Annotated in this window: 21 protein-coding genes; 20 read left to right on the top strand and 1 reads right to left on the bottom strand. The window is 41.6% G+C overall.

The features are described 5' to 3' along the window. Positions 1 to 4 precede the first annotated feature (4 nt). From tagF to HUS61_RS07490, 20 genes are all read left to right on the top strand, one after another. Positions 5 to 997: a type VI secretion system-associated protein TagF gene (gene tagF, locus HUS61_RS07585; RefSeq protein ID WP_055197346.1), complete on the top strand. Its 993-nt coding sequence runs from the start codon at positions 5 to 7 to the stop codon at positions 995 to 997. Beyond that, positions 994 to 2,559, top strand: a complete 1,566-nt coding sequence (locus tag HUS61_RS07580; RefSeq protein WP_175081702.1) for a TssA family type VI secretion system protein — start codon at positions 994 to 996, stop codon at positions 2,557 to 2,559. Before tagF ends, HUS61_RS07580 begins: the two co-directional genes overlap by 4 nt. Positions 2,560 to 2,611: 52 nt before the next feature. Continuing rightward, the gene (gene tssB, locus HUS61_RS07575; RefSeq protein ID WP_054554071.1) at positions 2,612 to 3,133 is read left to right on the top strand and encodes a type VI secretion system contractile sheath small subunit; all 522 of its coding nucleotides are present in this window, start codon (positions 2,612 to 2,614) and stop codon (positions 3,131 to 3,133) included. Between the two features lie 10 nt (positions 3,134 to 3,143). Beyond that, a complete protein-coding gene (tssC, locus tag HUS61_RS07570; protein WP_063704429.1) occupies positions 3,144 to 4,670 on the top strand; it encodes a type VI secretion system contractile sheath large subunit in 1,527 nt (508 codons plus the stop codon). A gap of 223 nt (positions 4,671 to 4,893) precedes the next feature. After that, the gene (locus HUS61_RS07565; RefSeq protein ID WP_054554067.1) at positions 4,894 to 5,379 is read left to right on the top strand and encodes an Hcp family type VI secretion system effector; all 486 of its coding nucleotides are present in this window, start codon (positions 4,894 to 4,896) and stop codon (positions 5,377 to 5,379) included. Positions 5,380 to 5,433: 54 nt separating this feature from the next. Then, positions 5,434 to 5,841, top strand: coding sequence for a type VI secretion system baseplate subunit TssE (tssE, locus tag HUS61_RS07560; RefSeq protein ID WP_054554066.1), 408 nt, complete (start codon positions 5,434 to 5,436; stop codon positions 5,839 to 5,841). A gap of 22 nt (positions 5,842 to 5,863) precedes the next feature. Further along, positions 5,864 to 7,582 (top strand): type VI secretion system baseplate subunit TssF, encoded by a 1,719-nt coding sequence (gene tssF, locus HUS61_RS07555; protein ID WP_055197340.1) that lies wholly within the window; start codon positions 5,864 to 5,866, stop codon positions 7,580 to 7,582. Further along, positions 7,579 to 8,559 carry a type VI secretion system baseplate subunit TssG gene (gene tssG / locus HUS61_RS07550; RefSeq protein WP_175081701.1) on the top strand — a complete coding sequence of 327 codons (981 nt, stop codon included), beginning with the start codon at positions 7,579 to 7,581 and terminating at the stop codon, positions 8,557 to 8,559. Before tssF ends, tssG begins: the two co-directional genes overlap by 4 nt. Positions 8,560 to 8,586: 27 nt before the next feature. After that, positions 8,587 to 11,325, top strand: a complete 2,739-nt coding sequence (gene tssH / locus HUS61_RS07545; protein WP_175081700.1) for a type VI secretion system ATPase TssH — start codon at positions 8,587 to 8,589, stop codon at positions 11,323 to 11,325. Positions 11,326 to 11,346: 21 nt separating this feature from the next. Beyond that, positions 11,347 to 13,368 carry a type VI secretion system Vgr family protein gene (locus HUS61_RS07540; protein ID WP_175081731.1) on the top strand — a complete coding sequence of 674 codons (2,022 nt, stop codon included), beginning with the start codon at positions 11,347 to 11,349 and terminating at the stop codon, positions 13,366 to 13,368. A gap of 15 nt (positions 13,369 to 13,383) precedes the next feature. Further along, on the top strand, positions 13,384 to 13,800 hold the full coding sequence (locus tag HUS61_RS07535) for a hypothetical protein (protein WP_055197332.1): 417 nt from the start codon (positions 13,384 to 13,386) through the stop codon (positions 13,798 to 13,800). After that, complete coding sequence (locus HUS61_RS07530; RefSeq protein ID WP_258536473.1) at positions 13,712 to 14,959, top strand: hypothetical protein; 1,248 nt, start codon at positions 13,712 to 13,714, stop codon at positions 14,957 to 14,959. Before HUS61_RS07535 ends, HUS61_RS07530 begins: the two co-directional genes overlap by 89 nt. After that, complete coding sequence (locus tag HUS61_RS07525; RefSeq protein WP_175081699.1) at positions 14,949 to 15,980, top strand: DUF2169 domain-containing protein; 1,032 nt, start codon at positions 14,949 to 14,951, stop codon at positions 15,978 to 15,980. The genes HUS61_RS07530 and HUS61_RS07525 overlap by 11 nt, the downstream gene beginning before the upstream one ends. Further along, positions 15,970 to 16,878 (top strand): hypothetical protein, encoded by a 909-nt coding sequence (locus HUS61_RS07520; protein ID WP_175081698.1) that lies wholly within the window; start codon positions 15,970 to 15,972, stop codon positions 16,876 to 16,878. Before HUS61_RS07525 ends, HUS61_RS07520 begins: the two co-directional genes overlap by 11 nt. Then, positions 16,866 to 17,984, top strand: coding sequence for a DUF4150 domain-containing protein (locus HUS61_RS07515; RefSeq protein ID WP_175081697.1), 1,119 nt, complete (start codon positions 16,866 to 16,868; stop codon positions 17,982 to 17,984). The genes HUS61_RS07520 and HUS61_RS07515 overlap by 13 nt, the downstream gene beginning before the upstream one ends. A 1-nt stretch (position 17,985) precedes the next feature. Next, positions 17,986 to 21,036: a hypothetical protein gene (locus HUS61_RS07510; protein WP_063704454.1), complete on the top strand. Its 3,051-nt coding sequence runs from the start codon at positions 17,986 to 17,988 to the stop codon at positions 21,034 to 21,036. After that, positions 21,029 to 22,096 carry a hypothetical protein gene (locus HUS61_RS07505; protein WP_063704456.1) on the top strand — a complete coding sequence of 356 codons (1,068 nt, stop codon included), beginning with the start codon at positions 21,029 to 21,031 and terminating at the stop codon, positions 22,094 to 22,096. Before HUS61_RS07510 ends, HUS61_RS07505 begins: the two co-directional genes overlap by 8 nt. Positions 22,097 to 22,136: 40 nt before the next feature. Then, positions 22,137 to 22,388 carry a hypothetical protein gene (locus tag HUS61_RS07500; RefSeq protein ID WP_138624994.1) on the top strand — a complete coding sequence of 84 codons (252 nt, stop codon included), beginning with the start codon at positions 22,137 to 22,139 and terminating at the stop codon, positions 22,386 to 22,388. Between the two features lie 51 nt (positions 22,389 to 22,439). Beyond that, positions 22,440 to 23,642 (top strand): hypothetical protein, encoded by a 1,203-nt coding sequence (locus HUS61_RS07495; RefSeq protein WP_258535949.1) that lies wholly within the window; start codon positions 22,440 to 22,442, stop codon positions 23,640 to 23,642. 65 nt (positions 23,643 to 23,707) lie between these two features. Further along, on the top strand, positions 23,708 to 24,154 hold the full coding sequence (locus HUS61_RS07490) for a DUF6795 domain-containing protein (RefSeq protein WP_250660866.1): 447 nt from the start codon (positions 23,708 to 23,710) through the stop codon (positions 24,152 to 24,154). On the opposite strand, the gene soxR is transcribed toward HUS61_RS07490, so the two are convergent. Then, positions 24,151 to 24,606: a redox-sensitive transcriptional activator SoxR gene (gene soxR / locus HUS61_RS07485; protein ID WP_054562542.1), complete on the bottom strand. Its 456-nt coding sequence runs from the start codon at positions 24,604 to 24,606 to the stop codon at positions 24,151 to 24,153. The genes HUS61_RS07490 and soxR overlap by 4 nt on opposite strands. Positions 24,607 to 24,625: the final 19 nt, after the last annotated feature.

The following is a 24,625-nucleotide window of genomic DNA, read 5'->3' as shown; positions in this document are numbered from 1 at the left end:
AAGTATGTTTAATTTGTTCACCAAGAAAAAGTCGCCAACGCTGGTTAAGCAGTTTACCTACGGGTACATGGGTAAAACACCTGTTAGGCCTGACTTTGTAAAGTTAAATATATCTTCTAGGGAATCAGTAGCACTAGACCATTGGTTGCAAGAAGGTTTCGCGCATATAAACCGAGGTGTTATTGGCGGTAAAACAACTGCATTAAATGGTGTTTCTTCGTTATTTTTTGTATCTGGTAATAGTGACGACAGTAGTTTGTTAGGTGTTTTACAGCCAAGCACTGATAGCAGTGGTCGTTTTTACCCGTTTAGTTCGTTTATCCATAGCGGACTTGAGACTTACAAACGCCACCCTGCTTTTCTATTTTTATATGCAAGTCATGTCATTGAGCACCTTTTAGGGGTTAATCAGCGCATCGTTGAAGCACATTCAATTGATGCGATGGCTGAGCAAGCTAAATCGTATAGTAAAGTGGCTGATGCATTAAAGCAGCAGCCAAATCTAAATCAAGAGCTTGATAAATTACGCAGTATTCCGATGAGTGTGGTTTGGCAGCATTTAGGGATCAACGACATTCATCACCGAGCGGTTTTAATTGAAGAGCTTTCAGCGGTATTAAAGTCGATTGCGAATAGAGGTTGCCTACGTACACAATTTGGTATTCGTCTACCCATGCCACACTTTAGTCACGAAAGTGCCCTGGTTGCAGGTTTTTGGCTACATTTAATTGCTTCGATCGTTGCCGATCATAATTGGCAACCTTGGTTCTTTTACCAGCTAGGAAATGAAAGTTCGCAACCTAGCCTAACGGTGTTTTGCCGCCCTGTACCGGCATCTTATTTTGGTTCAGTGTGGCTTGCTGAGGATAAGTCAAAAGACATTATTGATTTAGTAAATCTGTCACTAGACAAAGTGCCGAGCGAATACAGCCTTAATTTTGCTGATATGGACAATGTGAGTGTTTACGATGCGCTCAGAAGGTGGTGCAAAGCATGAGTGTAGTTAATCCGCATACCCATAACAGCTGGGAGCTGTGGCTTGAAGAGCTTAGTAAGCCACTTTCGGGGCTTGCGTGTGGTGAAGATCTAAAATACGAAGAAACCTTTAAAGCACTTAAAGCTTCATCATCAGGTGTGGGCGAAGTTGATTTTAAAGTCATGTTTATTCAAGCCACCGATCTTTTGCAAAACCAAAGTAAAGATTTACGTTTAGTGAGCTACTTGTGCCTTGCGGCGACCAGTGAGTTTGGCGTGGTGGGTTTAACCCATTCTTTAAAACTGTTTAATCAACTATTAAGTCAGTTTAGTGAACAGGTTCATCCTTTAAAAGCACGTATGCGTTGTGCGGTTAACACGTGGTTTTTACAGCAGCAAGAACGCTTAAAAGGAATTGCCCAAGCTCAATCATCGAGCCCTGAGCAATGGGCTGAATTAGAGACTGTGTTAGCTGAATATAATCAGGTTTCAGTGCCTGTACTTGATGCTGACTCAGGGCCTTTATCAACTCTAAATGAGTGGGTAAAAGAGCAAGTAATTCGCAATCCTGTCGCTAAGCCAGAACCAGAAGTTAAAGCAGAGCCTGAAACACACCAGACAAAAGTGGTCAGCGAGCCAACGACTGAGCCCGTAGCGCAACAAGTTGTTCAGGCAAAACCAGTGACCACTGCACCTAAAGTGGCTGACATTGCCAGCGATAGTGCTTACCTAGCCGCAATTCGTGAGCTGCTTAATTTTGATAAAGAACAAAACAACATTGAACGGGTGTTAAAGCTCTCGCGTGCAGCACGTTGGTCTGGATTAGCGTTACCTACCAATGAAAATGGCAAAACAAGACTGCCAGCACCGCGTGCGGCTGCCTTCGCCCCCATTGAAAACGCACTGGCAACTGAACAAGCAGAGCAAGCATTGTTACTTGCTGAGGGTTTGTTTATGGAAGGCGCTATGCAGTTTAATTTGAATCTGCAAATGCTTACTTTGTCAGCGCTGAAACAGCTAAATAAAGCAAAATTAGTACAGTGGTTAGAGCAACAGCTAGTCTCTTTAGTCAGTCAATTTCCGTTATTAACCAATTTAAAATATGACGATGGTTCGGGGTTATGCAGCCCACAGAACAAAGAAGCGTTATTAGACATTGCCAATTCACATGCTTCGCAAAATGAAACAACTCAAGTGCAAGCAAATCCATTTGACGAGCATTACATAGCCTTAAGCGAGCAAGTTGCAAAAGGGCAGTTAAGTGCAGCCCTTAGCTTGGTTGCACAATTAAGTACGCCAACTGGATTCGACCAAGCTCAAAGTCAATTGCTTAAAGCTAAGTTGTTACTTAAAGCAGAACATTATGAGCACGCATTGGCAATTTTAACCGAATTACTCGAGCAAATTGAAACTTATCAATTAGCGAAGTGGCAACAACAGTTTTGCATGGAAGTATGGCGTTTCGCCAAGCAATGTTATGCCAATTTGTCTCAGACAGAGAGTGATGACATGAGTTTAGCTGCTAAGCAAATTAGTCAGCGAATGATGGTTACAAACCCGGCTCAAGCAATAGCGTGGGTGTAACACGCCTAATTGGAATTTAGTCGTTAGACAAACAAACTGCAAAGGAAGAAACATGACAGATACATTTCAAAAAGAGATCCCACGAGCTCGGATCAACATATCGTTAGAGCTTGATACTGATGGGGCATCACAAAAAAGCGAATTGCCTTTAAAAATGCTGGTTATTGGTGACTATTCTAATGGTCAGAATAGCCAAGAACTTGCTGAGCGCGAACGCGTGACGATCAATAAAAATAACATTGAGCAAGTGCTGAAAGATATCGCGCCAAAAGCGAACTTTCAGGTGGCAAATAAGATTAAAGGCGACGGTGATATCAATGTTAATTTGCAGTTTGATTCATTTAAATCGTTCGATCCAGAGCAGGTTGCTGCACAGGTGCCTGAATTAAACAAAATGATGGCAATGCGTAATTTATTACGTGACTTAAAATCAAACCTTCTTGATAACTCATCACTTAGAAAAGAGTTGGAACGTGTTTTACAAAACCAACCAGAACTTGATGAGTTAAAAGCGAAGCTAGATGAAATAGCGCCGCTTGCTTCTGAAGATGAAAAACAACCTGTGACGGAATAAGGACGCCGCTATGTCAATGCAAGAACAATTAAATGTAGCTGCTCACACGGTAGAGCAAGCGCCATTATCAACTTATGAAAACCTATGTAACATGGTTGATATTGCCCCTGTAGGCGATGAAATCAAACTAGATACATTTAGAGATGCAGGTAATCTAGCAGAAACACGTGCGAATGAGCGTCTTACCGCTGCTATTAATGTCTTTTTAGATATGGCGGGTACCAGTGGCGAAGCGGTAACTCGCATCGATAAGCTATTGCTTGATGATTATATTGCAAAAGTAGACACCATTATTTCGCAGCAGTTGGATCAAATTTTACATCACCCTGATTTTCAAAAAGTAGAATCAGCGTGGCGTTCACTGCGTTATTTAATTAACCGCACGCCAAATAACGCGAATATTAAAATTGAAATGCTCGATGTTGATAAAGAAACATTGCGTGATGATTTTGAAGAAGCGCCAGATACAACACAATCAGCGTTATATAAGCATGTTTACACATCAGATTATGATACCCCTGGTGGCGAACCTGTATCGACTATGGTGTCTAACTTTGAGTTTGATTGCTCAGCGCCAGACGTTTCACTACTCCAAGAAATATCGCGCGTTTCGGCAGCGGCGCATTGTCCATTTATGGGCAGCGTAGGTCCTAAGTTTTTCTTAAAAGAGTCATTAGACGAAGTATCTAAAATTCAAGATATTGGCTCTTATATGGAGCGTGCTGAATTCTTACGCTGGAAAAACTTCCGCGAGTCAGAAGACTCTCGTTATATTGGTCTTGCTTTCCCGCGTTTCTTACTACGTTTACCGTATGGTGAAACAAACCCAATTCGTAACTTTAACTACCAAGAAGATGTGAACAGTCAGCACCACGAGCGCTATTTATGGGGTAATGCAACATTTGCATTTGCTGCCAACATTATTCGTAGCTTCCATGATAATGGCTGGTCTGTGAATATTCGTGGCCCGCAATCAGGTGGTAAAGTTGAAAATCTACCATTGCACTCATTTGAAGCAGGTAAAGGCTCTGAAACTAAAATCCCTACAGAAGTGCTTATCTCAGAGACCAAAGAGCTTGAGTTTGCTAACCAAGGCTTTATTCCTCTTAGCTATTACAAAAACTCTGACTTTGCGTGTTTCTTCTCGGCAAATAGTGCCCAGAAGCCGCAAGTACTTGAAACAGCTGAAGCAACTGCAAACGCCCGTATTAACTCGCGTTTACCTTATATCTTCTTAGTATCGCGTATTGCTCACTACTTAAAAGTATTGCAGCGTGAAAATATTGGTTCGAGCAAACCTCGTCATGAGCTAGAGCAGCAGTTAAACGATTGGTTAGGTGCGTTAGTAACGAAGATGAATAACCCAGATGAGTCGTTAATTGCAACGCATCCACTCAAAGACGCAAAAGTAACGGTATCTGAGATCCCAGGTAACCCAGGTTATTACCGCGTGAGCACTTACATTGTGCCGCACTTCCAAGTTGAAGGTATTGATGTTCGCCTTGCGCTTGTTGGGCAAATGCCTGGCGAAAAATGAACTGCCAAGCCGCCGATGAAACGGATTTAAGCAGGCTGTGTAAAGACGTCAATTTGGTGAGTAGCTGGTTGGTGTAAAAGAATGGCCCCAAGTTGGTTGCAGCCAACTTGGGACATGTTCCCCAGTGGCATGAAGCATCGGGCTTTTTGGGGGGCATAAACAAGGTTGTTTATGCCTATGCCATTTAACAGGAAACAATTCATTCTAAAAGGAGAATAATGAAATGGCAATTCCAGCGTATATGTGGTTAAAGGATGACCAAGGTAATGACATCAAAGGTTCTGTAACTGTTGCAGAGCGTGAAGGTTCAATTGAGATCCTACACTTTGATCATGAACTTCGCATTCCTACAGATAACGACACAGGCGAATTAACAGGTACTCGTAAGCACGAACCTTTTGTTATTACAAAAGCGGTTGATGCAGCAACACCTTACCTGTACAAAGCGTGCTCAAACGGTCAAACACTTAAGCAACTTGAGCTTAAATGGTACCGTATTGATGACACAGGGACCGAGCGTGAATATTTCTGCCACAAGTTGGAAGATGTAAAAATCACCTCAATTTTACCAACAATGCATAACGTAAAAGACTTAGACAAGGAGCGTTACCCGCACCTTGAAACAGTTAGCCTACGTTATAAGCGCATTACGTGGACTTACCTTGATGGCAACATCGAGTTCTCTGACTCTTGGACTGAAGGTCGATAAGTCAGCAAAATTAAAGGATATGCGAAAGCATATCCTTTTCTTAGAGGTAAGTTTATGGCGTTATTCGATTTTTTAACTCAACCAGTCACACGAAATGGTCATCAAGGTTTTCAAACTGATGAGCAAAACAGTGTCTGCAAACATCTAAATGAATTACTTAATGCGCGTCGTGGCGTGTTAAAACATTTGGCCGATTATGGGTTGCCTGATGTCGAAGATATCTACGAGGGCCTTCCGTATTCACAGCACACCTTGGCGTTTGAAGTTAAAAAATTGATAGAAAAATACGAGCCACGAGTTCGCTATGCCAATGTCATTCCTATGGAAATTCGTGAAGAAAATTGCGTGATTAGGCTTGATATACAAGCATTTTTAACCTCAGGACAATGTATCAAACTTAACACCCGATTTGAGTCGGGTGGTAAAGCCGATGTGGCAGAGCATGCCAAGCAGTTTGATTAATTCAGCGTAAAAGGATAGTTCAATGCAACAGTATTTTGATGCACAAATGCGCTTATTAACCCAAGCCGGCAAACAGTTTGCTCAGCATTACCCTGAGCACGCAGGCATGTTAAATATCGATGCGCTAAAAGATCGTGACCCCCATATTGAACGACTACTAGAAGGTGTTGCCTATTTAACTGCGCATACGCAAAAGCGTTTAGATGAGTCTGTTCCTGAGGTCTCAGAGCAAGTGCTGCGTCAGCTATGCCCTATATTATTGAGCTATTACCCATCAAGCACGGTTGTAAAGTTTAGCCCTAAGCTGGCAATGCAAAAATCACATCTTATTGAAAAAGGGCTGACGCTAAGCGCTGATAAGTCAGTGGTTGATAAAAAACATATCACCTTTACAACAACGCACGACCTACAAGTTAGTCCCCTTGATGTTGAGCATGTGCGTTATCAAGAGTCGCATTTAGGGTCTGAGCTACGTATTGGCCTACGTTTTGTTTGCCAAGGTGAGCGCAAAAATTACGACCTTGCAAATTTACAGTTTTACTTACGTGGTGATACGCCTTTATGTAGTTCTTTGTTTAAGCTTTTAAAAACAGCAGAGCAGTTTACAGAGCTTGATTTTGGCCCCTCGCATTTTGAACATAATAAAAAGTTAAAAGTAAAAGGTTGTAGTGCTACTTATTTAGATATAGATGGCGCTTTATTACCGCATGCAGAACAAAGCCATCCGGGCTATGCGCTGCTGTTAGACTACTTTAACGCGAAAGACCGTTTTTACTTTATGCGCTTTGATGGTTTAAAAGATCTGACCTTACCTGAGCATATTGATCGATTTGAGCTAGTGTTTAGAGGCAGTAGTAAATTACCGCCGGGTCATCAATTAAGCCGCGATAATATTTTACTCAATTGCGTGCCAGCTATTAATTTGTTTGCACAACCTGCAGAGCCAATACGCATAGAGTCAAACCGCACTGATTATATGATCACCGCTGATCAAAACAGAACAGATCATATCTTCAGTTACACCGTTAATGAGGTTAAAGGACGTAACTCGTTAAGTGGCAAATCGTATGATTACACCCCCAGATATCAAAGCGTATTTGAAGACGAAAAGAAACTGTTTACCGTTTTAACGAAAGATGTGGGCGGGGCTGCGCCGTGCCACTATTTACAGCTGCCATTTAACCTTGAAGAAGAAAAAGAAACCTTATCGGTTGATTTAACCGTTTTTAATGCTGGTTGGCCAAGGCAGTTACTCCAAGAGGGCGATTTAAACATTGGCGGCCCAGATATGCCAAGCATTGCCAATGTAGAAAATGTAATTCGCCCGACTAACTATTTGCCATGCCCTGAACAACCAAAGCATTGGCAGTTAATAAGCCTATTAAATGTGAAGTTTTCACAGATTACACAAGTCACCGAATTAAAACGCTTACTGGTATTATTTGATTGGTCACAAAAAGCTGAAAACCGATTACGTATTGATAGCATTCAAAAAATTACCGCAACACCGATTAGTCAAATTAAGCGTGGCATTTTTATTAAAGGTGTTGATGTACTGATTGATATTGATGAAAGCAAATTTGTTTGTGATGCCGACTTGTACCACTTTTGCAATATGCTGCATCAATTCTTTTTAATGTATGCGCCAATTAACGAGAGCGTGCAAACCCGAGTCAATGCGATTCCAAGTTATAAAACCCACTGCTGGGAAATTGAACCGGGCAAGAGTTATCAGTTATGAATATGCACGAGTCAATAAATCACCCTGTTTGGGCAAAGTTACCTGAACCAATAGAAAAGCTGATTGCAGCTCCTTGGCAGTTTAATTTGTTTAAGGCGATGAGCCTAATTGAAAAACATTGGGCAACACCTTCAGAGCTTGAAAAAGGGATTAGCGAGCGAGTTATCTTTAAGCCTTATAAAGAACTTGGCTTTCCTGCCACGGATGTTCGCAGCTGCGAATTAGATAACCTTGGTCGTGGCCGATTAAGCTTATCGACATCATTTTTAGGCTTGTATGGTGTAGATGCACCTATGCCACATTATTTACTCGAACAGGCAGCCAGTGATCAAGAAAGTGGTGGTCGAGTAAGACAGTTTTTAGACATGTTTAACCATGTACTTTATTGCCAATTATTCCAAGCATGGAAAAAGTCGCACATCAATGTTGAAGGCCGTGGTGCAGAGCAATTCGATCATTTAATCGAAGCCATCTTATCAACCAAAACTGAGCAAAAAGTTCAGTGTGGTATCGCCAGTTTAAAACAAACCAGTGCAGCGGGTTTAGCGCAATTACTTCGCCACTCACTAGAGGTTGAGCAACTGACTGTGGATGACACCCGTGCAAATTGGCAACAAATAGACTCGCCAAGTTCATTTGGTCAAGATCAACAGATGGTGTTAGGCGAGTCAGCGGTTCTTGGCGAGCGCGTATTAGTCAGTGGTAGCGTACTGACCATAGTGATTGGTCCTGTGGATTCTGATACCGCGATAGCGCTTAATCCTCAGCACTCACAAGGCAAGAAAATGGCTGCCATGTTAAGCACTCATTTACCTAGTAATGTGCAATGGATTTGTCAAATTAAGGTGGCTAATCAAGCAGTAACAGAGCAAGCCTTAGGGCAAAACGATTTGCTACTCGGTCACAACTCTTATTTAGGCTGCGCTGAAGCAAATATCAGCGTGCACAGTTACACACATCAACAATATCAACATTAAAAGTAATCAGGATTTAAGGAAAACAACATGGATGCAAAAGGCATAAAGCAGCTTATCGACAAACTAAATGGCCATACTGCAACAGCACTTGAGTCAGCGGCAGGGTTTGCAAGCAGTCGTAGTCATTATGAAGTGTTACCTGAACATTTATTAATTAAGTTGATGGAAGAAGGTAGTAACGGCGATTTAGAGCATATTTTTCACTTTTTTAATATTAATCAAGACGCAGTGTGGCATGAGCTGCTCGACTTTTTAAACCGCCAACCTGCGGGTAACCAGAGTAAGCCTGTTTTTTCTCGTCGACTTTATGAGTGGCTTGAGCGAGCTTGGTTAAGTGCAAATGTACAGCACAAAAGTGACTGGATCACCGGCGCTGCGTTGATTGATGCCTTAACTGAGTTATTGCCATACAGCCCTGTGCTGCAATTGCCTGCGTTACTTGAAAAGATTGACGCCCGTTTTATGGCTGAAAACCTCGATAAGCTTTGCCAAAACTCAAGTGAGCGATTAAATCCACAGGCAAAACAAAGTGCTCAGCATACTGCTGCTGAGCAGCAAAGTGGTCAAGGTGGTGCCCTTGATGAGTATTGTGAAGACCTTACCGAGAAAGCGAAACAAGGCAAAATTGACCCTGTGCTTGGGCGCAATGACGAAATTCGCATGATGGTTGATGTGCTTTGCCGTCGTCGTAAAAACAATCCAATTTTAGTGGGTGAGCCAGGGGTAGGCAAAACTGCGGTAGTTGAAGGATTTGCTCAGCGTATTGTTGATGGTCAGGTTCCTGATGATCTTAAAGGTGTACGATTACTGGTGTTAGATATGGGCCTATTGCAAGCAGGTGCAGGGGTTAAAGGTGAATTTGAACGCCGTTTAAAAACTGTGATCGATGAAGTAAAAAACTCAACCACCCCTATCATCATGTTTATTGATGAAGCCCACACATTAATTGGTGCTGGTGGCGATGCTGGTATGAGTGATGCGGCTAACTTGCTAAAGCCTGCGCTTGCCCGAGGTGAGTTACGCACAGTCGCTGCAACCACGTGGAGTGAATACAAAAAATACTTTGAGCGAGATGCTGCACTTGAGCGCCGTTTTCAACTTATTAAAGTAGATGAGCCAACGGAGCAAGCAGCTCAGCTAATGTTAGCGGGTTTGAAAGATAAGTATCAACAACATCACAACATTCAAATAACTGATGATGCTATAGAAGCTGCAGTGGTCTTGTCGTCACGTTATATCACGGGTCGTCAACTACCAGATAAAGCCATTGATGTGCTAGATACCGCTGCGGCAAGAGTTCGAATGTCGTTTGCTACCGATCCTGCAGCCATTGAAGCTGAGCGTGAGCACATTAATTATCTAGAAACACGTATCCAAAGCATTGCAGCAGAAAGCGAGCAAGGTTTGGCGGTTGATATGGACAAATTGCTGCACTTACAACAAGAACTAAATGCAGCGCAGAGTAACTTAGCAACATTGACGAGTGCGCGTGAGTCACAAATTTCGACATTAGGCCAAATCAATGAGTTTAAGCAAGCTAATTCGCAAAATGAATTAGACAGCTCAGTGTTACTTAACTTACGACAAACGCTAAAAGAGCAGAACACCCAAGATAATGGCCTTTACAGTGAAGTCGATGCTGATGCCGTTGCGCAAATTATTTCGCAGTGGACAGGCGTACCTGTTGGCGCGATGGTGAAAGACCAAATAAGCAATTTGATTACCCTTGAAAAAGCCATAGGCCAAGAAGTGATCGGTCAGCAGTCAGGCATTGCGAAAATTGCCCAAACGTTGCGTGTAAGTAAGGCAGGCATAAGCAATGAATATGGACCGCTTGGTGTGTTTTTATTAGCTGGTCCTTCAGGGGTGGGTAAAACCGAAACTGCACGATGTTTAGCCAAGCAATTATTTGGTGGTGAGAAGTTTTTAACCACCATTAACATGAGCGAGTATCAAGAAGCGCATACAGTATCGCAGCTTAAAGGTTCGCCACCGGGATACGTTGGCTATGGCGAAGGCGGGGTATTAACGGAGGCTGTAAGGCAGCGTCCGTACTCGGTGATTTTACTTGATGAAGTAGAAAAAGCGCATAAAGATGTACTAAACATGTTCTATCAAGTTTTTGAGCGCGGCAGTATGCGCGATGGCGAAGGTCGCGAAATCGATTTTAAAAATACCGTGATCATCATGACCTCAAATTTAGGGTCCGCTGAACTTATTGACGCCTGCACACCACCCAATGTTATTGATTTAACTGAGCCGACTGACGATGAACATGCCGACATTGAAAATCAAGACCAAATCAATGCAGCATTGAATAGTGAACAAGCCCCTTTAAATGAAGACGGCAGTCCATGGCAAGTTCCTTCAATTACAGCACTAACAGAGCTAATTAAGCCGCAGCTACTGCAATTTTTTGCCCCAGCACTGTTAGCGCGAATGCAAGTTATTCCTTATTTAGCGCTCGATAAAGAGGCACTGCAATCTATTGTCAGTTTGAAACTAGACGGTATTGCCAAGCGTTTAGCGAATAATCACAAAATGCAGCTACGTGTTGATGAAACCGTACTTAACAAACTGACCGAACAGTGCCAGTTATCAGACAGTGGTGCGCGCATGGTAAATGCAGTGATAGAGCAGCAAATATTGCCAGGCATTGCGAAATCAATTTTAGAGTTTATGGCAGAGGATGACATGCCAGATATTCTCACTCTAGCTGTTGATGAGAATGATGAAATTACCGCAACCTTTGCGGACCAAGCATAAAGGATTTGAACAATGGGATTCATGGATAGCCTAAATGAACTAAAAGCCAACACCAGTCATTTTAGTGTCAGCGTGCAAGGGTTACCGGATGGCATGGTTTCGGTGACCGATTTTGAATCAAGCAATGACAGCCTATGTGAAGACTTTGCTTTTTCTATTCAAGTGTTAAGTCAAGAGCACCTCAGTGCCGAGATGCTGTTAGGTAAAGATGCCAAGCTCAATTTAGTGTGGTCAATGAGCGACCGCACGATTTCTGGGATCATCAGTGCTTTTACTGCACATGGGCAAAGCCATCAGGGTTATCACTATACGCTGACCATGAGTTCTTATTTAACCTTGTTGAAGCACCAACACTCTAACCGTGTTTTCACCATGATGGATCCAGCTGCCATAGTAAAAAGCGTATTTACTAAAGCTGGTTTTCCAATGCAAAAGTTTAGTATTCAAGCGTCGGGCCCAACCCTTGAAATGACGGTTCAATACAACGAAACAGACTATGAGTTTGTTACACGTTTGATGCGTAAGTATGGCTTTGTGTATGGTTTTGTAGAGCAAACAGGGGGTGATTGCACCTTCAAAGTATGTAATAGCAGTAAAGACTTTTCGTCCTTATGTGATGATGTAAGCCTGAGCTATGTGCCGCCATCAGGGCAAGTTCGAAATAGCGAAACCATTTTTGCAATAAGCCGTAAAGCACAGCTGCATCCACAAAGTGTGTCGCTCAATGATTACAACTACAAAGCCCAAGGTAACTTAAATGTGTCGACCGCAAATAATACCAGTTACCCAGGGTTTGGTGATGATAGTCATTATGCAGATAACTTTCCTAATGCCAATATAGGTAATTCGCTGGCTAAAGTACGTCAACAAGCCTTTGATTGTCAGCGTGAACAATTAATTATTGATACTGATTGCCGTGCCTTAAGACCCGGTATGTTGTTGACAGTGTATGATCACCCTGATCATAAAGGGCTGTATTTAATTACGCGTGTTGATCACAAAGGCAGTCAATCTGCAGCAGTAGAGTATGGCTCGCAAGTTAAAGGGTTAACCTATAAAAACCAAGCTTATTTATTGCCTGCATCCGTTGAGTTTAGAGCAGAGCTGTCTCCTGCTCGTCGTGTATTTGCAACATTTAATGCCACCATTGAGCAAGAGGTTGACGACGATGGCAACTACTTAGTGCGCTTACCGTTTAACCAAGACGGTGAAGGCCAAGAAAGCCGCCCAACGCGCTTACTACAGCAGTATGGTGGCAGTGGTCATGGTATGCATTTTCCGTTAACGACGGGCACCGAAGTGTTAGTAACCGGTGAAAATGGCGACTTAGATAGGCCGATTATTTTAGGAGCGCTTTATAATCAGAGCTGCCCGAACCCGGTTACCAGCCAAAATCCGACAGAGAATAAGCTTGTCACCCGTGCTGGGCATAGCTTGATCATGGATGACAAAAGCGGTGAAGAAAAAATTAGCCTTGCAAATAAAGAAAATAAAAACCAATTGTTGTTAGATGCCACCGAGAATGCCCATCAAGCAACACTCAAATCAGTGGAAGGTGACGTCAAAATTTCAGCCAAAGAGAACCTACAATTTGTTGCTGAGAATGACGCCATTTTTACCGCTGCCAACGATTTTACTAATCGTGTTGAAAACACCCTACAAGTTCAAACACGCGAGGGTGATATTAAGGTAACGGCTGCGGCTGACTTAACATTAAAGTCTGATGCCGATACCCGTATCGAAGCGACTGATGGCAGTAGCGAACTTAAAGCAGCGCAAGAACTTAACTTGCAAAGTGAGCAAGATTTTAGTGTCTACTCGGTCGATGGCAACCTTGAATTTCAAGCGCCAAATGGTGATTTGAATCTCTCAAGCGGGGCAAATATCACCATCAAAGGCGAAGGTCGAGGTTCGATCCAGCTCAGCCAAGGTGGTGCAAGTGTAGAGATTGATGCCGCGGGTAACTTAACTATCGATGCCACCAATATCACTCTATCGGCTAGAAACATTGCTATTAAAGGCAATGCAATAAGTAATAACTAATTTCAAGGACTGAAAATGACAGCCACAGTAACTCAGTTATTTGATCAGCAACAAAGCCTCGCAGAGGTCAGTGAAGTGTCACCTCAGGGTAAAGCCCTGAGCGTGGTTATTAATCACATTCGTTACGATGTTGCTTTACAAGCTGCCCATGTATCGTGTTGCAAAATAGGTAGCCAAGTTGTGGTGCTACACAGTGAGCAAGGTGTGATTGTAACGGCACTTTTAGCCGCACCTGAACAATCTCCGGCGGCTCACATTAGCAACGAAGCAGGGCATATTATTATTGCCGCAGAACAAAGCGTTAGCTTGCAAACCGCAAAGGGCAGCATCGAAGTATTTGCCGATGGCACTATCGTGCTTGAAGGCGAAGATATTACTGCAAATAGCCAACAAGACCTTACCTTGGCAGGTTGGCCGATTAGGCTTAATTAATATGTTTGCAGCGGTTTCTAAGTTAAAACAGCATCAACAGCGCGTTACCACCTTAATGGCGCACCGAGAAAAGCTCCTTGCGTCAGGGGCGTATAGTCTTGCAAGGCAAAAAGTGTTAGAGCATCAAGTGCTTAATCACCTTTATGTACTGGCATCGCTTAAGCAGCAGTCACCGTGCGACTACTTCAATGGGAACAGCTTTAATGACCTTGCTGAACTTAGCTGTGATGATTTTTGTGAGATCGCGTTAGCGAGCGACCAGCACGCCATTTTTGCGCTTTGTGCAACACGTTTAATGGCTGCACCAGAGCAAGACAACAGTGATTATTTTTTAGCGCTTAAAAAGCAGCAAGCTCTGCCTGTTTATACTTTGTTATCGCAGCAACTTAGGTATTGGACTATCCCAGAACAAAAAGCACTCAGAGCTACAGTGCTAGAGGGTAAAGAGTCATTACCGCAGCAGCTTAAAACTATTTTGTTTTCGCAGCCTTTAAATGATGCCGAGTTACAACAAGCCCTCGCTCATGCTGATTTTACTTTGGTGTATGCTGCTTTAGTCAATTGCTATTGCCAAGGCGATAATAGCCTTAGTGATAAAGTATTTAAAGTGTTTTCGTGTACTAGCGAGCCTTCACAAAAAGCGCAGTTATTACAATTAGCTGGGCTGGTTGACGATAGTCGCTGGCATGAGCCTTGTGCTTTATTTTGTAAAGCGCACCCAGAATTTTGCCAAACCGTATTAAGCCACTTTGTGTATAAATCAGCGCTGGTATTGGTGATAGAGCTTATGGGCGTAGCGCAAACGCAACAAGCAGCTTATCAGGCTTGGTTAACGTTAACAGATAGACCACTTGCAAAAGCAGAAGCCTTAACACTGGTAAGTGCGCAAAATCAGCATCATGTGCAAGCCGGTATAAACTTGCATGATGCAGAGCATGTTAGGCAAGCACTGGCTTTAAGCAAAGGAGAGTGTGTTTTAAAAGGCGTGAGTTTTACAAAAGCGCAGCCAGAGCAAGGCTTAGCAGAATTGGCAGGCGAGATTGTACAGCGAGTATTTGCCCCTCAGTTTGAATTAACACTGGCCTGTGGCCTTTATCATACTCAGCAATCAGCAGTTCAATGGCAAAAGTTAATAGCAGGAGCACAACATGCTGCATAACTTTACTCCTTGGCAAGCAAGCGTGTTTGAAGGTTGGCAAGCAGATGGCACTGCGTCTCATGTTGTTTTGGTAAAACAAAGCTTTGAGTTTGATGAAAAAGGCAATACCAGCTTAATGGAACCGTGTGTTGAAATCGTCATGGCCGACGAATATAGCGGTGATCCGACTAGCGAGCCGCTGGTGGCAGTGAATGAACAAGTGGCATTTAAGCAAGGTTTCGAAGTGTATGGCAACTTTACTGCGTACCCGCCAAAGGGCAAAACTGCGCGTGTTATTGAGGTTGAGCTAGGTTTAACTGCAAACGACACACCGATAATTAAAAAGCGATTACGCCTTACTGGCGAACGTAAATGGCGCCGTTCACTGCTTGGCCCTGTCGCAACAGATCCTAGCCCAATTACGCCAACAGCTATTTGCTATAGCCGTGCGTTTGGGGGCAAAGCACATCATGATCAAAGCGATTACAGCCTCGAAAACCCTATAGGTGTTGGCTTTAAACTGAAAAACAAGCACGCAGTAGGGCAGCCTTTACCTGCGATAGAGTATGCCAACGAGGTATTAAGAAAACCAAGCCATCGAGTAAGCGTTGCTGGCTTTTCGGCAATTCCGAGTCATTGGTCACCGCGTATAGAGTTAATGCCAGATATTGACGAACAAGCACTTATGGCTGGTAAGTACCCGTTCAAAACGTCATTGGCTAGCAACTTTTACAACACAGCCCCGGCAGATCAACAAACAAAGCAAGTGTTTACAAAAGGCTGGGCGTTTTCGTTAAGCGGATTATATCCATTACAAGAATATGGCCAGCAACAAACTGTAGAGCTCCCTGTGCTTAAGCCACTAGTGCAAGTGGCTAATACGTTAACGAGGCATGATATCGACATGCACTGCGATACCTTAGTGATTGATTCGGACGCACAGTGCTTTTCGCTGTTATGGCGCGGGCATATCAACAGCGACAACGTGGCAAGTAGCAGCAATATAATTGTTGCTGAGCAAGGAGGTAAAGATGCAGTTTGATACTCTTTATCATGTTAATGCCGCGGGGTGCTATACCGAAAGCTTTTATACTTCAGTGGCAAACCAAATGTTGTATTCAAAGCCAAGCAAAGCGCTGATCCGCTGCGATATTAGTTTAGATGCCCCTTATGTATTTGTAGAACTGACTGAGCTTGCAGGGCTTGATAGGCAAACTCGTTGCTTACTAATTTTGTCTCATATTATTGAAAATATTGAGTTAAAAAAACTTTGTTGTTCATTTAGGGTCAATAAAGTTCAGTTTATATTACCGCACGCCAGTAATGGCGAGCCGCTGATTGATGATGACACATTAAGTGAATTATTGACTGACGCAATGCCTGAGCAAACACCTGCTTTTGAGCAGATAAGTGATTGGCAGCTCGAAGCAACCGACCTCGATACCCTCGTAGTTGCCGTTGATTCGTGTAATGATTTTGAATACGTGTCTGAGCAAGCCAAACACCACACAGTACAAGTTGTAAATGGCCCTAGCGGCGTAATTAATGGCGAAGGTGGCTATGCATTGTTGGTACACAGACACGGTTGTTTAAAAGCCACGACTTTTGATGAGTCAATGCCTACTCAGCTTCAAAGCGCAAACATACAGGTTAGTGATACCTTTATTTTTGCAGGCATGCAGTCATATGAATGGCAAAAACTGTGGTTTAGCTATACCCAAAAACACTATAAAAATGATGATGAACTAATAGAGTTTGCCGAACTAAATACCGTAGTAGGTTATCAAGGCGTGGCAAACCAAGCTGCGGCATTTGCATTAGCTGGAAGCTATTTGCATAACCCGCTGATGGCTGACACTGAACAAGTTTTTGTGGTGTTCAATCAGCCAAAAGAACAGCTATTTAAGATTTCAAGGAGTGAAAGCAAATGTCATATATAAATGCCATGGCTGGCAAAGAATCAGGCAGCGTACAATACGACATAGACGCACTCACTGCTGACGTACGAAGCGGCGGCAGTGTTACATGGCGCCATAATAACCCGACATTACTAGGTCTAACCAATAGTGCACGCAGCAATGGTGCACTTGGCAAAGCCAATGGTATTGCTATTTTTTCGGACCGCTCTGAAGGCGAATCTGCTTTTTTAGATGAAATTACCAGACCTAAGTACCGAGAGCATACACTTGGTGAACTGGTTAATCGGTTTATTCCAGATTACATTATTCCGCCACCACAATGGGATAACGAGAAAAACCAGCCAATTCTGCCGTGGAACGAACCGCAGACCAATATGGACGTTAACAAACCAATCGATAACCCTCGTGCCTTTTTAGATTTAGTGTCGAATCATTTAGGTTGGCAAGCAGGTACAGAGCAGCAATTAGTTAAAGATACAGAATCAGAGGCACCGCAAACCGCTACAGTCTCTGGGCAAAATGTACTTATTAATGGCCGCACCGCTGTGCATCAAGATAGTGGTGGTAAGCTAACAACAATCGATGTGTGTTTAACCACAATTGGCACCAGCGTTGTGCCTATTCCCTATGGCAATAAAGCCCAATCAAGTGATGTTACCTCTGTTGCAAGTTCAGTCAAAGTGAATGGTCAAGGAGCTGCTAATGTAAAAAGTTACTTTTCTCAAAGCTCGGGTGACTCTCCAGGTGATAAAAAAGGTATCGCTAGCGGAACGAACGACGGTAAAGCCGAATTTATTATGGGGTCATTTAACGTAATGATTGAAGGCAAACCTGCGGCTCGCCAAGGCGACCCGATGATATCAAATAATAAAAATACCCCACCCATGCCACTTATGCAGTCTGGCGGCCCCGCACCAAGGGGACTTAGAGTGCAAGTTAGGGATAGTTTACAAGATCTTGGTACTGGGAATGAAGCTTCTCTACTAGTGAAAGGCGTTGATTGCAACGATGCGACACTAGGGCAAATAGTGCTTTCTAAAGGTGGATCACAACAACGATCATCAATCGCTGATAAGCGCCATTCTAGTGGTGAAAATTCGTCGATTAATTTCATAGCAGGTGAGTAAAATGGGCTTATTTAAATTAGATTCAGAAATTAAAGGCATTGATGGCTGTTCATTACTACCGCTTGGATATACAGAGTCATATACCTTAGAAAATCCGCCAGATGATGAGAATAAACCTAATTTTATAAACGTAAAATTAAAGCTATTTACAGAACCATCTCTTGATAAATCAAAGGCTAGATCCGCACAATTTCAAATACTAGGGGAGGATGGCAGGCCTGTATCTGAGTCTAATGGTTTTTACTATATATTTGTAAATGGTCATTTATGGCGAGAAATTGCAGCAGTAGATAATGGTTGTTTATCAGAAATTGATTTAGGTCGTGAGTTTGGTAAAAACGAGCGTAAAGCATCTGGCATACGAACTCAGACCGTTATTATTCCCAAAAAGACCAATGGACTTAATTGTGAGCCTAGCGCACTAGAAACCCCTACAGTAGAGATTGCATACTCAGTCGTGCAATGGTCGTGGCAGTATATCGTGAGCCTTGGAGGTTTGTATAAAGATGACCCCAGACAAAGAGGTGCTAACGCAAAAGCGCCAACTCAAGTTGAAGATCAAAATTTAGCAAATAGATTAAGGTCTGCCCGTTGCCAACGTATTGATCTAGATGAGGCTGATGATGAAAAGCAAATTTTTATTCATGATCCTGCTGGTATAGCCTTAGGGTTATTAAATAAGTGCCAATCTCTTTTTTTACAATTACAAATTGAAAATCAAAAGCTCACAAGCAAGAAGCACTATGATTCCGGAGTGTTAGCTTACCAAGCTATGTTCAGTGAAGACTTGCATGAAAAGGTAATGAAAGATCACTATTTCTTTCCACATCGCATGTCGTCTGTGCCAATTAAAACACAAAAACCGGGTTATAAAGATCAATCATCAGGCGCAAAATTTTTAAGAAGTGGTGCAAAACATATAGATAAAGAGTACCTAGAAAAATATTTATCTAGTACTGAGCTTGAGCGACTCCTAATGTTATTACCAGTAGCACAAAAGGAATTTGTTGATTTTATTCAAGATAACCACGAAGAACGCCCACTATCTAAATACCAAACAGATTATATAGGCATGGCTCCAGTTATGAATGACTGGGTGGCTTTAGAGGATGTTGACTACCTATTTGGTTTTAATTTCGTCACAAATGTATTAAATATTCTGAGTATTGATGATATTTCCACCGGTGTTTTCAGGCCTTGGAATGCGAAACTCGAGTCTGAAAAAACACGTAAAAAAAATGTGCAAAGAGCGGTTAGCTCTATAGAACAGTTTTTAAAAACTACATTTGAACAAAGCAATTGGATGTCTGATTGCTTTATGATCCCCGAACAGCACTATGACATAACTAAGCCCGGTAGCGTTGTTCTTAAGAAGCTTAAAAATGAGAAGAATAATGGAGAAGCAAAGTTTAGGTTTGAAGAGTTTAAGCGGATCCATAAAAAGCTCATTGAAGAGAAAAAAGAGGAAGAAAGCTTATTAGCAAATAAAGGGTTGAAAGAGTTTTTCGGAAAAGCAAAAGACGCAGTTGGTTATTTAACCGGTGCATGGGGTCGTGTAGCTAGCCAGTATCAAAATGGGGTATTAAAACCGCATATGGTAAAGCTCAGAAACTTAATGGTGTCATACAATAAAGCAATAGAAATTAGTGACTTTGCAGACCTACATATAAAGAAAGCCGGTGCTGTACTCGGTGATAACCCTTCGGTAATCGCTGTGACAAACTATAAGCGCACACAACTTAACAGGCAACAGAGGCGCGCAAAATTACGAGAAAACGTGAAAAATCCTCCCCCTCACGCAGTGACTATTTTAGATAGCGATAACAAAGTCATCGCCGCTGAAGATCCAAAAGCTTTTGGTAGTAATAAAGGCTATTTTAATCCTAAAAACTGGACTGATTATCATGATCTTATTGGTCGCTATGACTCAATAGACGGTGAACTAGTGGTTGTGCCTAAATCACATAAATATGCAATGTACTATGACGATCCAAACTTTAAATTAGGTGCGGTTGATACTGTTAAATTAAAGGGATTACGTGTTTTAGAGCATAACTTACCTATGGTTATGTTGGCATTTGAAATGTTTAATGCCAATGAGATGATCAAGAAGTTTAAGGCAGGGGATAAAGTCGATGGTAAATTTGTTATTGACTCTGTAAATACAATCCAAAGTTTAGCAGCCCTTATGGTTGAAATAGGAACAATGCGAAGTACATCCTTTAAAAACTTAATGAATCAACCAAGAGCATTATATTTTACAAGAACAACCCTATCAAAAGTTTTAGGTGTTATAGGGATTGTTATAACTCTTACAGTGACTTCAATGGATGTTATAAAGTCTGTACAAAAAAATGATATGGATGCGGCCTTTTTTCATGCATTAAGTGGCGCTATTGCTATTGCTGGTTTTATTTATTTGGGTGTTGCTCTATTTACTACACCATTGGGGTGGGCAATTATCGCTTTAGGTCTTATTGTTGCGGTAGTTGCAATTTTAGTTACGGATAATGAGTTAGAAACGTGGGCTAAGAATGGCCCATTTGCTAAGGATGTAGCCGATCGATGTACTGGTAACTACGAAAAGTGGGACAAAAATTCAAAAGAGTGCTATGCCTCGTTAGTTGGAACAATAATGAGCCCTAGCGTGAACTTATCGGTCCACAGGCTAAATAGTGCGCACTGCCAGCTAATCATTGATGTAGACACACCAAATTTTGCACTAGGGCAATCAGAGATCCTTGTTCAAGTTTACCAGATTGAAGATGAAGGAGTCCTTCATTTTGAACAAGAGTTTCGCCGAGACCATAAAAACTGGCAAATCACCCAAAAAGAAAAGACTCAGTCAGGCTCGATCACCGGATATAAATATGTAATACCAATTTTGTCTATGTGGCCAAAAAATTTTGAGGTTGATTGGAAAGTAAAAGTTCAATATCGCTTAGATAATAATGTGACCTTGCCCTATGTAGATAGTGATGAACGTAATGACTGGGATAAAGGTGAGCAGCCAGATAAAGCATGGATAATAAAGGAGATAGAATATGTATAAGGCGTACTTAGATGGTTGCTATAAAGGGGGTAGAAAAAAAATAGTATCAAAGCGATTTATTGAAGAAAGGAATTCATATTTTTGTAAAGAACAAAGCAAGATGCCTATTTTTCCAAAAGAACAATGCGTTATGAATGCTTGGAGTGACTTTCAATTAGAGAGTGATCGGCTTAATAGAAATGGGGAATCAATTAGAGCTTATAATACTATTGCAAAAGACAATACACACCTAAAACTAGGTATTGGTGGAACACCAACTAACTGGAAAACCTCTTTAATTGTAGCTTGGATATATATACATTTATCTGTAATCTTTTTATTAATCAGTATGCCACTGTTAGCATGGTTACTTGGAAATGAGAAGCTTAGTTTTGATCTCATAAAAATTTGTTTCTTAGTTTGGCTAATTTCAAAGTTAGTTAGTATTTTTTTAAGAAAAAGTCGATTATTTAAAAAATTAAAATTACAAACATTTTTTAATCGATCAAGTGGTAATATTGAGGTTCCTAGCTCAGATGGTAAAGAGTTAATTGGCTTAAAATATGATGAATTTAATGCACACTATCGTGTCGTGCATAACCCTAATAGTGGTTTCCCATTTAGAGGCTTTACACTACTGCATTATAAAAAAGATGAACTGTTTGATTATACAGGCCCAACTTATATTTATGATGTGTTTTGTGAGTTGGAACTGATTGAAAATTTCATGGATACCACAAAACCTTTAGCTGATATCCCACAATTTGAATATTATCGAGAGTTTGATAAAACAACTGCAGAGTTTGATAAAGCGAATGGTCGTCCAAAATATTTTTGGTACCGTGTTGAGCGCAAGTTCGCTAAACAAATGAACAAAGAAGCCCTGAAGTTAAGTAAAGAGTTTGATAATGAGGAGCAACTAGATAATTTACTGATGGGTAAGCCAATCAAAAAGCTCAATCCACCTGAAATCTTTAAGTTTCCTTGGAAATACGCAGAAAATATAAAACCTGAAAGTGAGATTAAGTTTGGCAAAACAGCGTGGCAAAAATTCACCTCATTTTTAATGATTGATTTGTAAATACTGACTGTTAGGGCAACATTGAAAGATAAGGATATCAATGTCTATTTCGTATAGATTCGCAAAAATGAATGCCAGCGCAATCGAAGCGTCACAAAAATTTAAACAGTATATTGCTCTAAATGAATTTGAATATAGCTCACTTACTAACCTTAATCGCTGGGCAAACGAAGAAATCACTAAGCCTTGGGAAAAATTGCCAATTGACGAAAGCTTAAATCAGCCTGATACAACGCCTTATTGGAAGCGATTAACAAAAACCTTATTAAGACAAATAGCAGTGGGTGTTTAGGGTCTGAGATATTTAAAGTGGAATGGTTAAAAACAAGGAATGTAGATAGCAATGACTATGAGTAGCGATGATAAAAGCTCAGTAAAATCAAGTAATCTGGATGACTTAATTGATAACCTTATTAGTGATGAGGAGCTTAAACGCTATATTGCTGAACAAAACGACGGTTTAACTCGTGAAGAAAGAGAAAAAATAAAAAGAGAAAACCGCATTAACGCAATTAACCAGTGGTGCGCCGAAAACCCTGGCAGAGACCCAACAAGAGCAAAAGATAAAACCATTAAACAGTTGGCGTTAGATGAAGAAGCTGAGGTGCTATTAGAAGAATTTAGAAGAGATAATCCTGAAAAAGCTGCAGAAAATAGAAGGAGAGCCGAAAATAGTTGTAGGTACCGTAAGAATAGTCAAACCTATAATGAACAACTACCAAGAGACTATTTACATCAAGACAGTTATGAAACGCGATTAAAAAAAGCAGAAGCACTCAATGGCTGCAGCTTTAAAACTCGTACCTTTAAAAGTAAGCGTTTTACTGATCAATATGCAGCAGAGCTTGAATCCCCTAATCGTGGCTCAACACTTGAGGGGCATTGGGTAGAGAATGATGGTAAGCAGTTGGCTATTTCATGGTTCGGAGGCTGGTCTAACTTATTTACAGCACTTGGCTTTTTCTTTGAAACACTCGCTTTTATGGTTTTCTTATTTCATGTATATGCGTTAATTGCGAATGGGTTTGAATATTTTTGGATTATGGCCTCAATCTATGTGACGCTCTTTGGTTTGGGTTATTTTACTTTAAAACACCGCGCCATATTAGCGCACCGAGATAATTTTTACTTTAATCGCCATACTGGCCTTGTAAAAACTCCGCATACATTGTTTAGAAAACCGTTTTACTTACCGTACGAAGACATTGTTTGCTATGGCGCAAATGAGCGTAATGTCGGTTCAGCCCGCGGTGGCTCACGTGTATTTGTGTCACTCATGGTGCCGTTAAAATACCCTAAACATTATTGCTTCACTAAGCCCACTTTTTATGTAGGTGGTTCAAATCGTGAATGGGATTCACTGGCATATGCCACAGCCATGACCTTTATGGATACATCTATCCCGCTTGGTACTCACTTATATCAATCGATAGAGCATTACTTCAAAATTGATAAAGACATAACCGAAAAGCACGGATTCCCTGAGGAGCTAAAACCTTATTTAGATCCAGTCGATTGCCAAGTGAATAGAGAAGCCGTGTGGTAGTGAACTTTGTTAGGTTAGCATTTGTCGCTATTTTTCTTTTTACTTCAACTGAGGTATTCGCAGGCATGTTTGGTTTGTTCAATAAAAGTGATTTTTTGTTATCGGCTCTAGTTCAAGGGGTTTTACTTGATAATGGTAAGCCGGTAGCAAAGCAAAAAGTAATCCGTTCGCTTACTTATGGTAAAGAATATATTGATGAGACGATAACTGATGAGAATGGCCGCTTTCGCTTTGATGAAAAGCTAATAAGAACGGCCAAGCCTGCAAATATGTTTGATAATGACTCGCTTATTCAACATATCTACCTTGAAAATGGCACTCCAGAAGGTATTGTGCTTTGGTATACAAGTATTTCAATCCATGAAAATAGTAATACTCTTAAAGGGTTGCTTAGCGATCTTGTTTGCGAGCTCTCAAAAAGCCCGCAAACAGTTGATATTCAAATAGCGGAGGCGCCTGAGCATACGTTTGCTATTTACGGTATGTGTGAGCTGAGCAAAGTTAAACTTTAATCTCTTTCTAAAAGCACAGCGCCGCTGTGCTCTTCACCTAAATAGTCGTCTTTGTTGTAGATAGGGCATTTTGCCATTGATAAACAGCCGCAGCCAATACAACCGTTAACGCGCTCGCGTAAACGCTGCATGTATTGAATTCGTTCATCTAGTTGAGTTTGCCATACCTTTGAAAGAGCTGCCCAATCTTGTTTAGTGGGTGTGCGTTGCTCGGGTAGGGTGCTTAACGTTTGTTTAATGTCTTCAAGAGTTATCCCCATGGTTTGCGCAGCTTTTATTACGGCAATTCGGCGCAATACATCGGGTTTATAGCGGCGCTGGTTACCGTTATTACGCCAGCTGCGAATAAGCCCTTTCGACTCATAAAAATGCAAGGTCGAAACTTTTACGCCACTGCGTTTTGCCACAAAGCCAACCGCTAGGTTTGCATCAATAAGTTTCTTATCTGACATAATTTGCTCCAAGGTGTTG

The organism is Pseudoalteromonas sp. 0802, from assembly GCF_013350085.1.
GTDB lineage: Bacteria > Pseudomonadota > Gammaproteobacteria > Enterobacterales > Alteromonadaceae > Pseudoalteromonas.
This window is presented reverse-complemented; position numbering and strand designations above follow the sequence as displayed.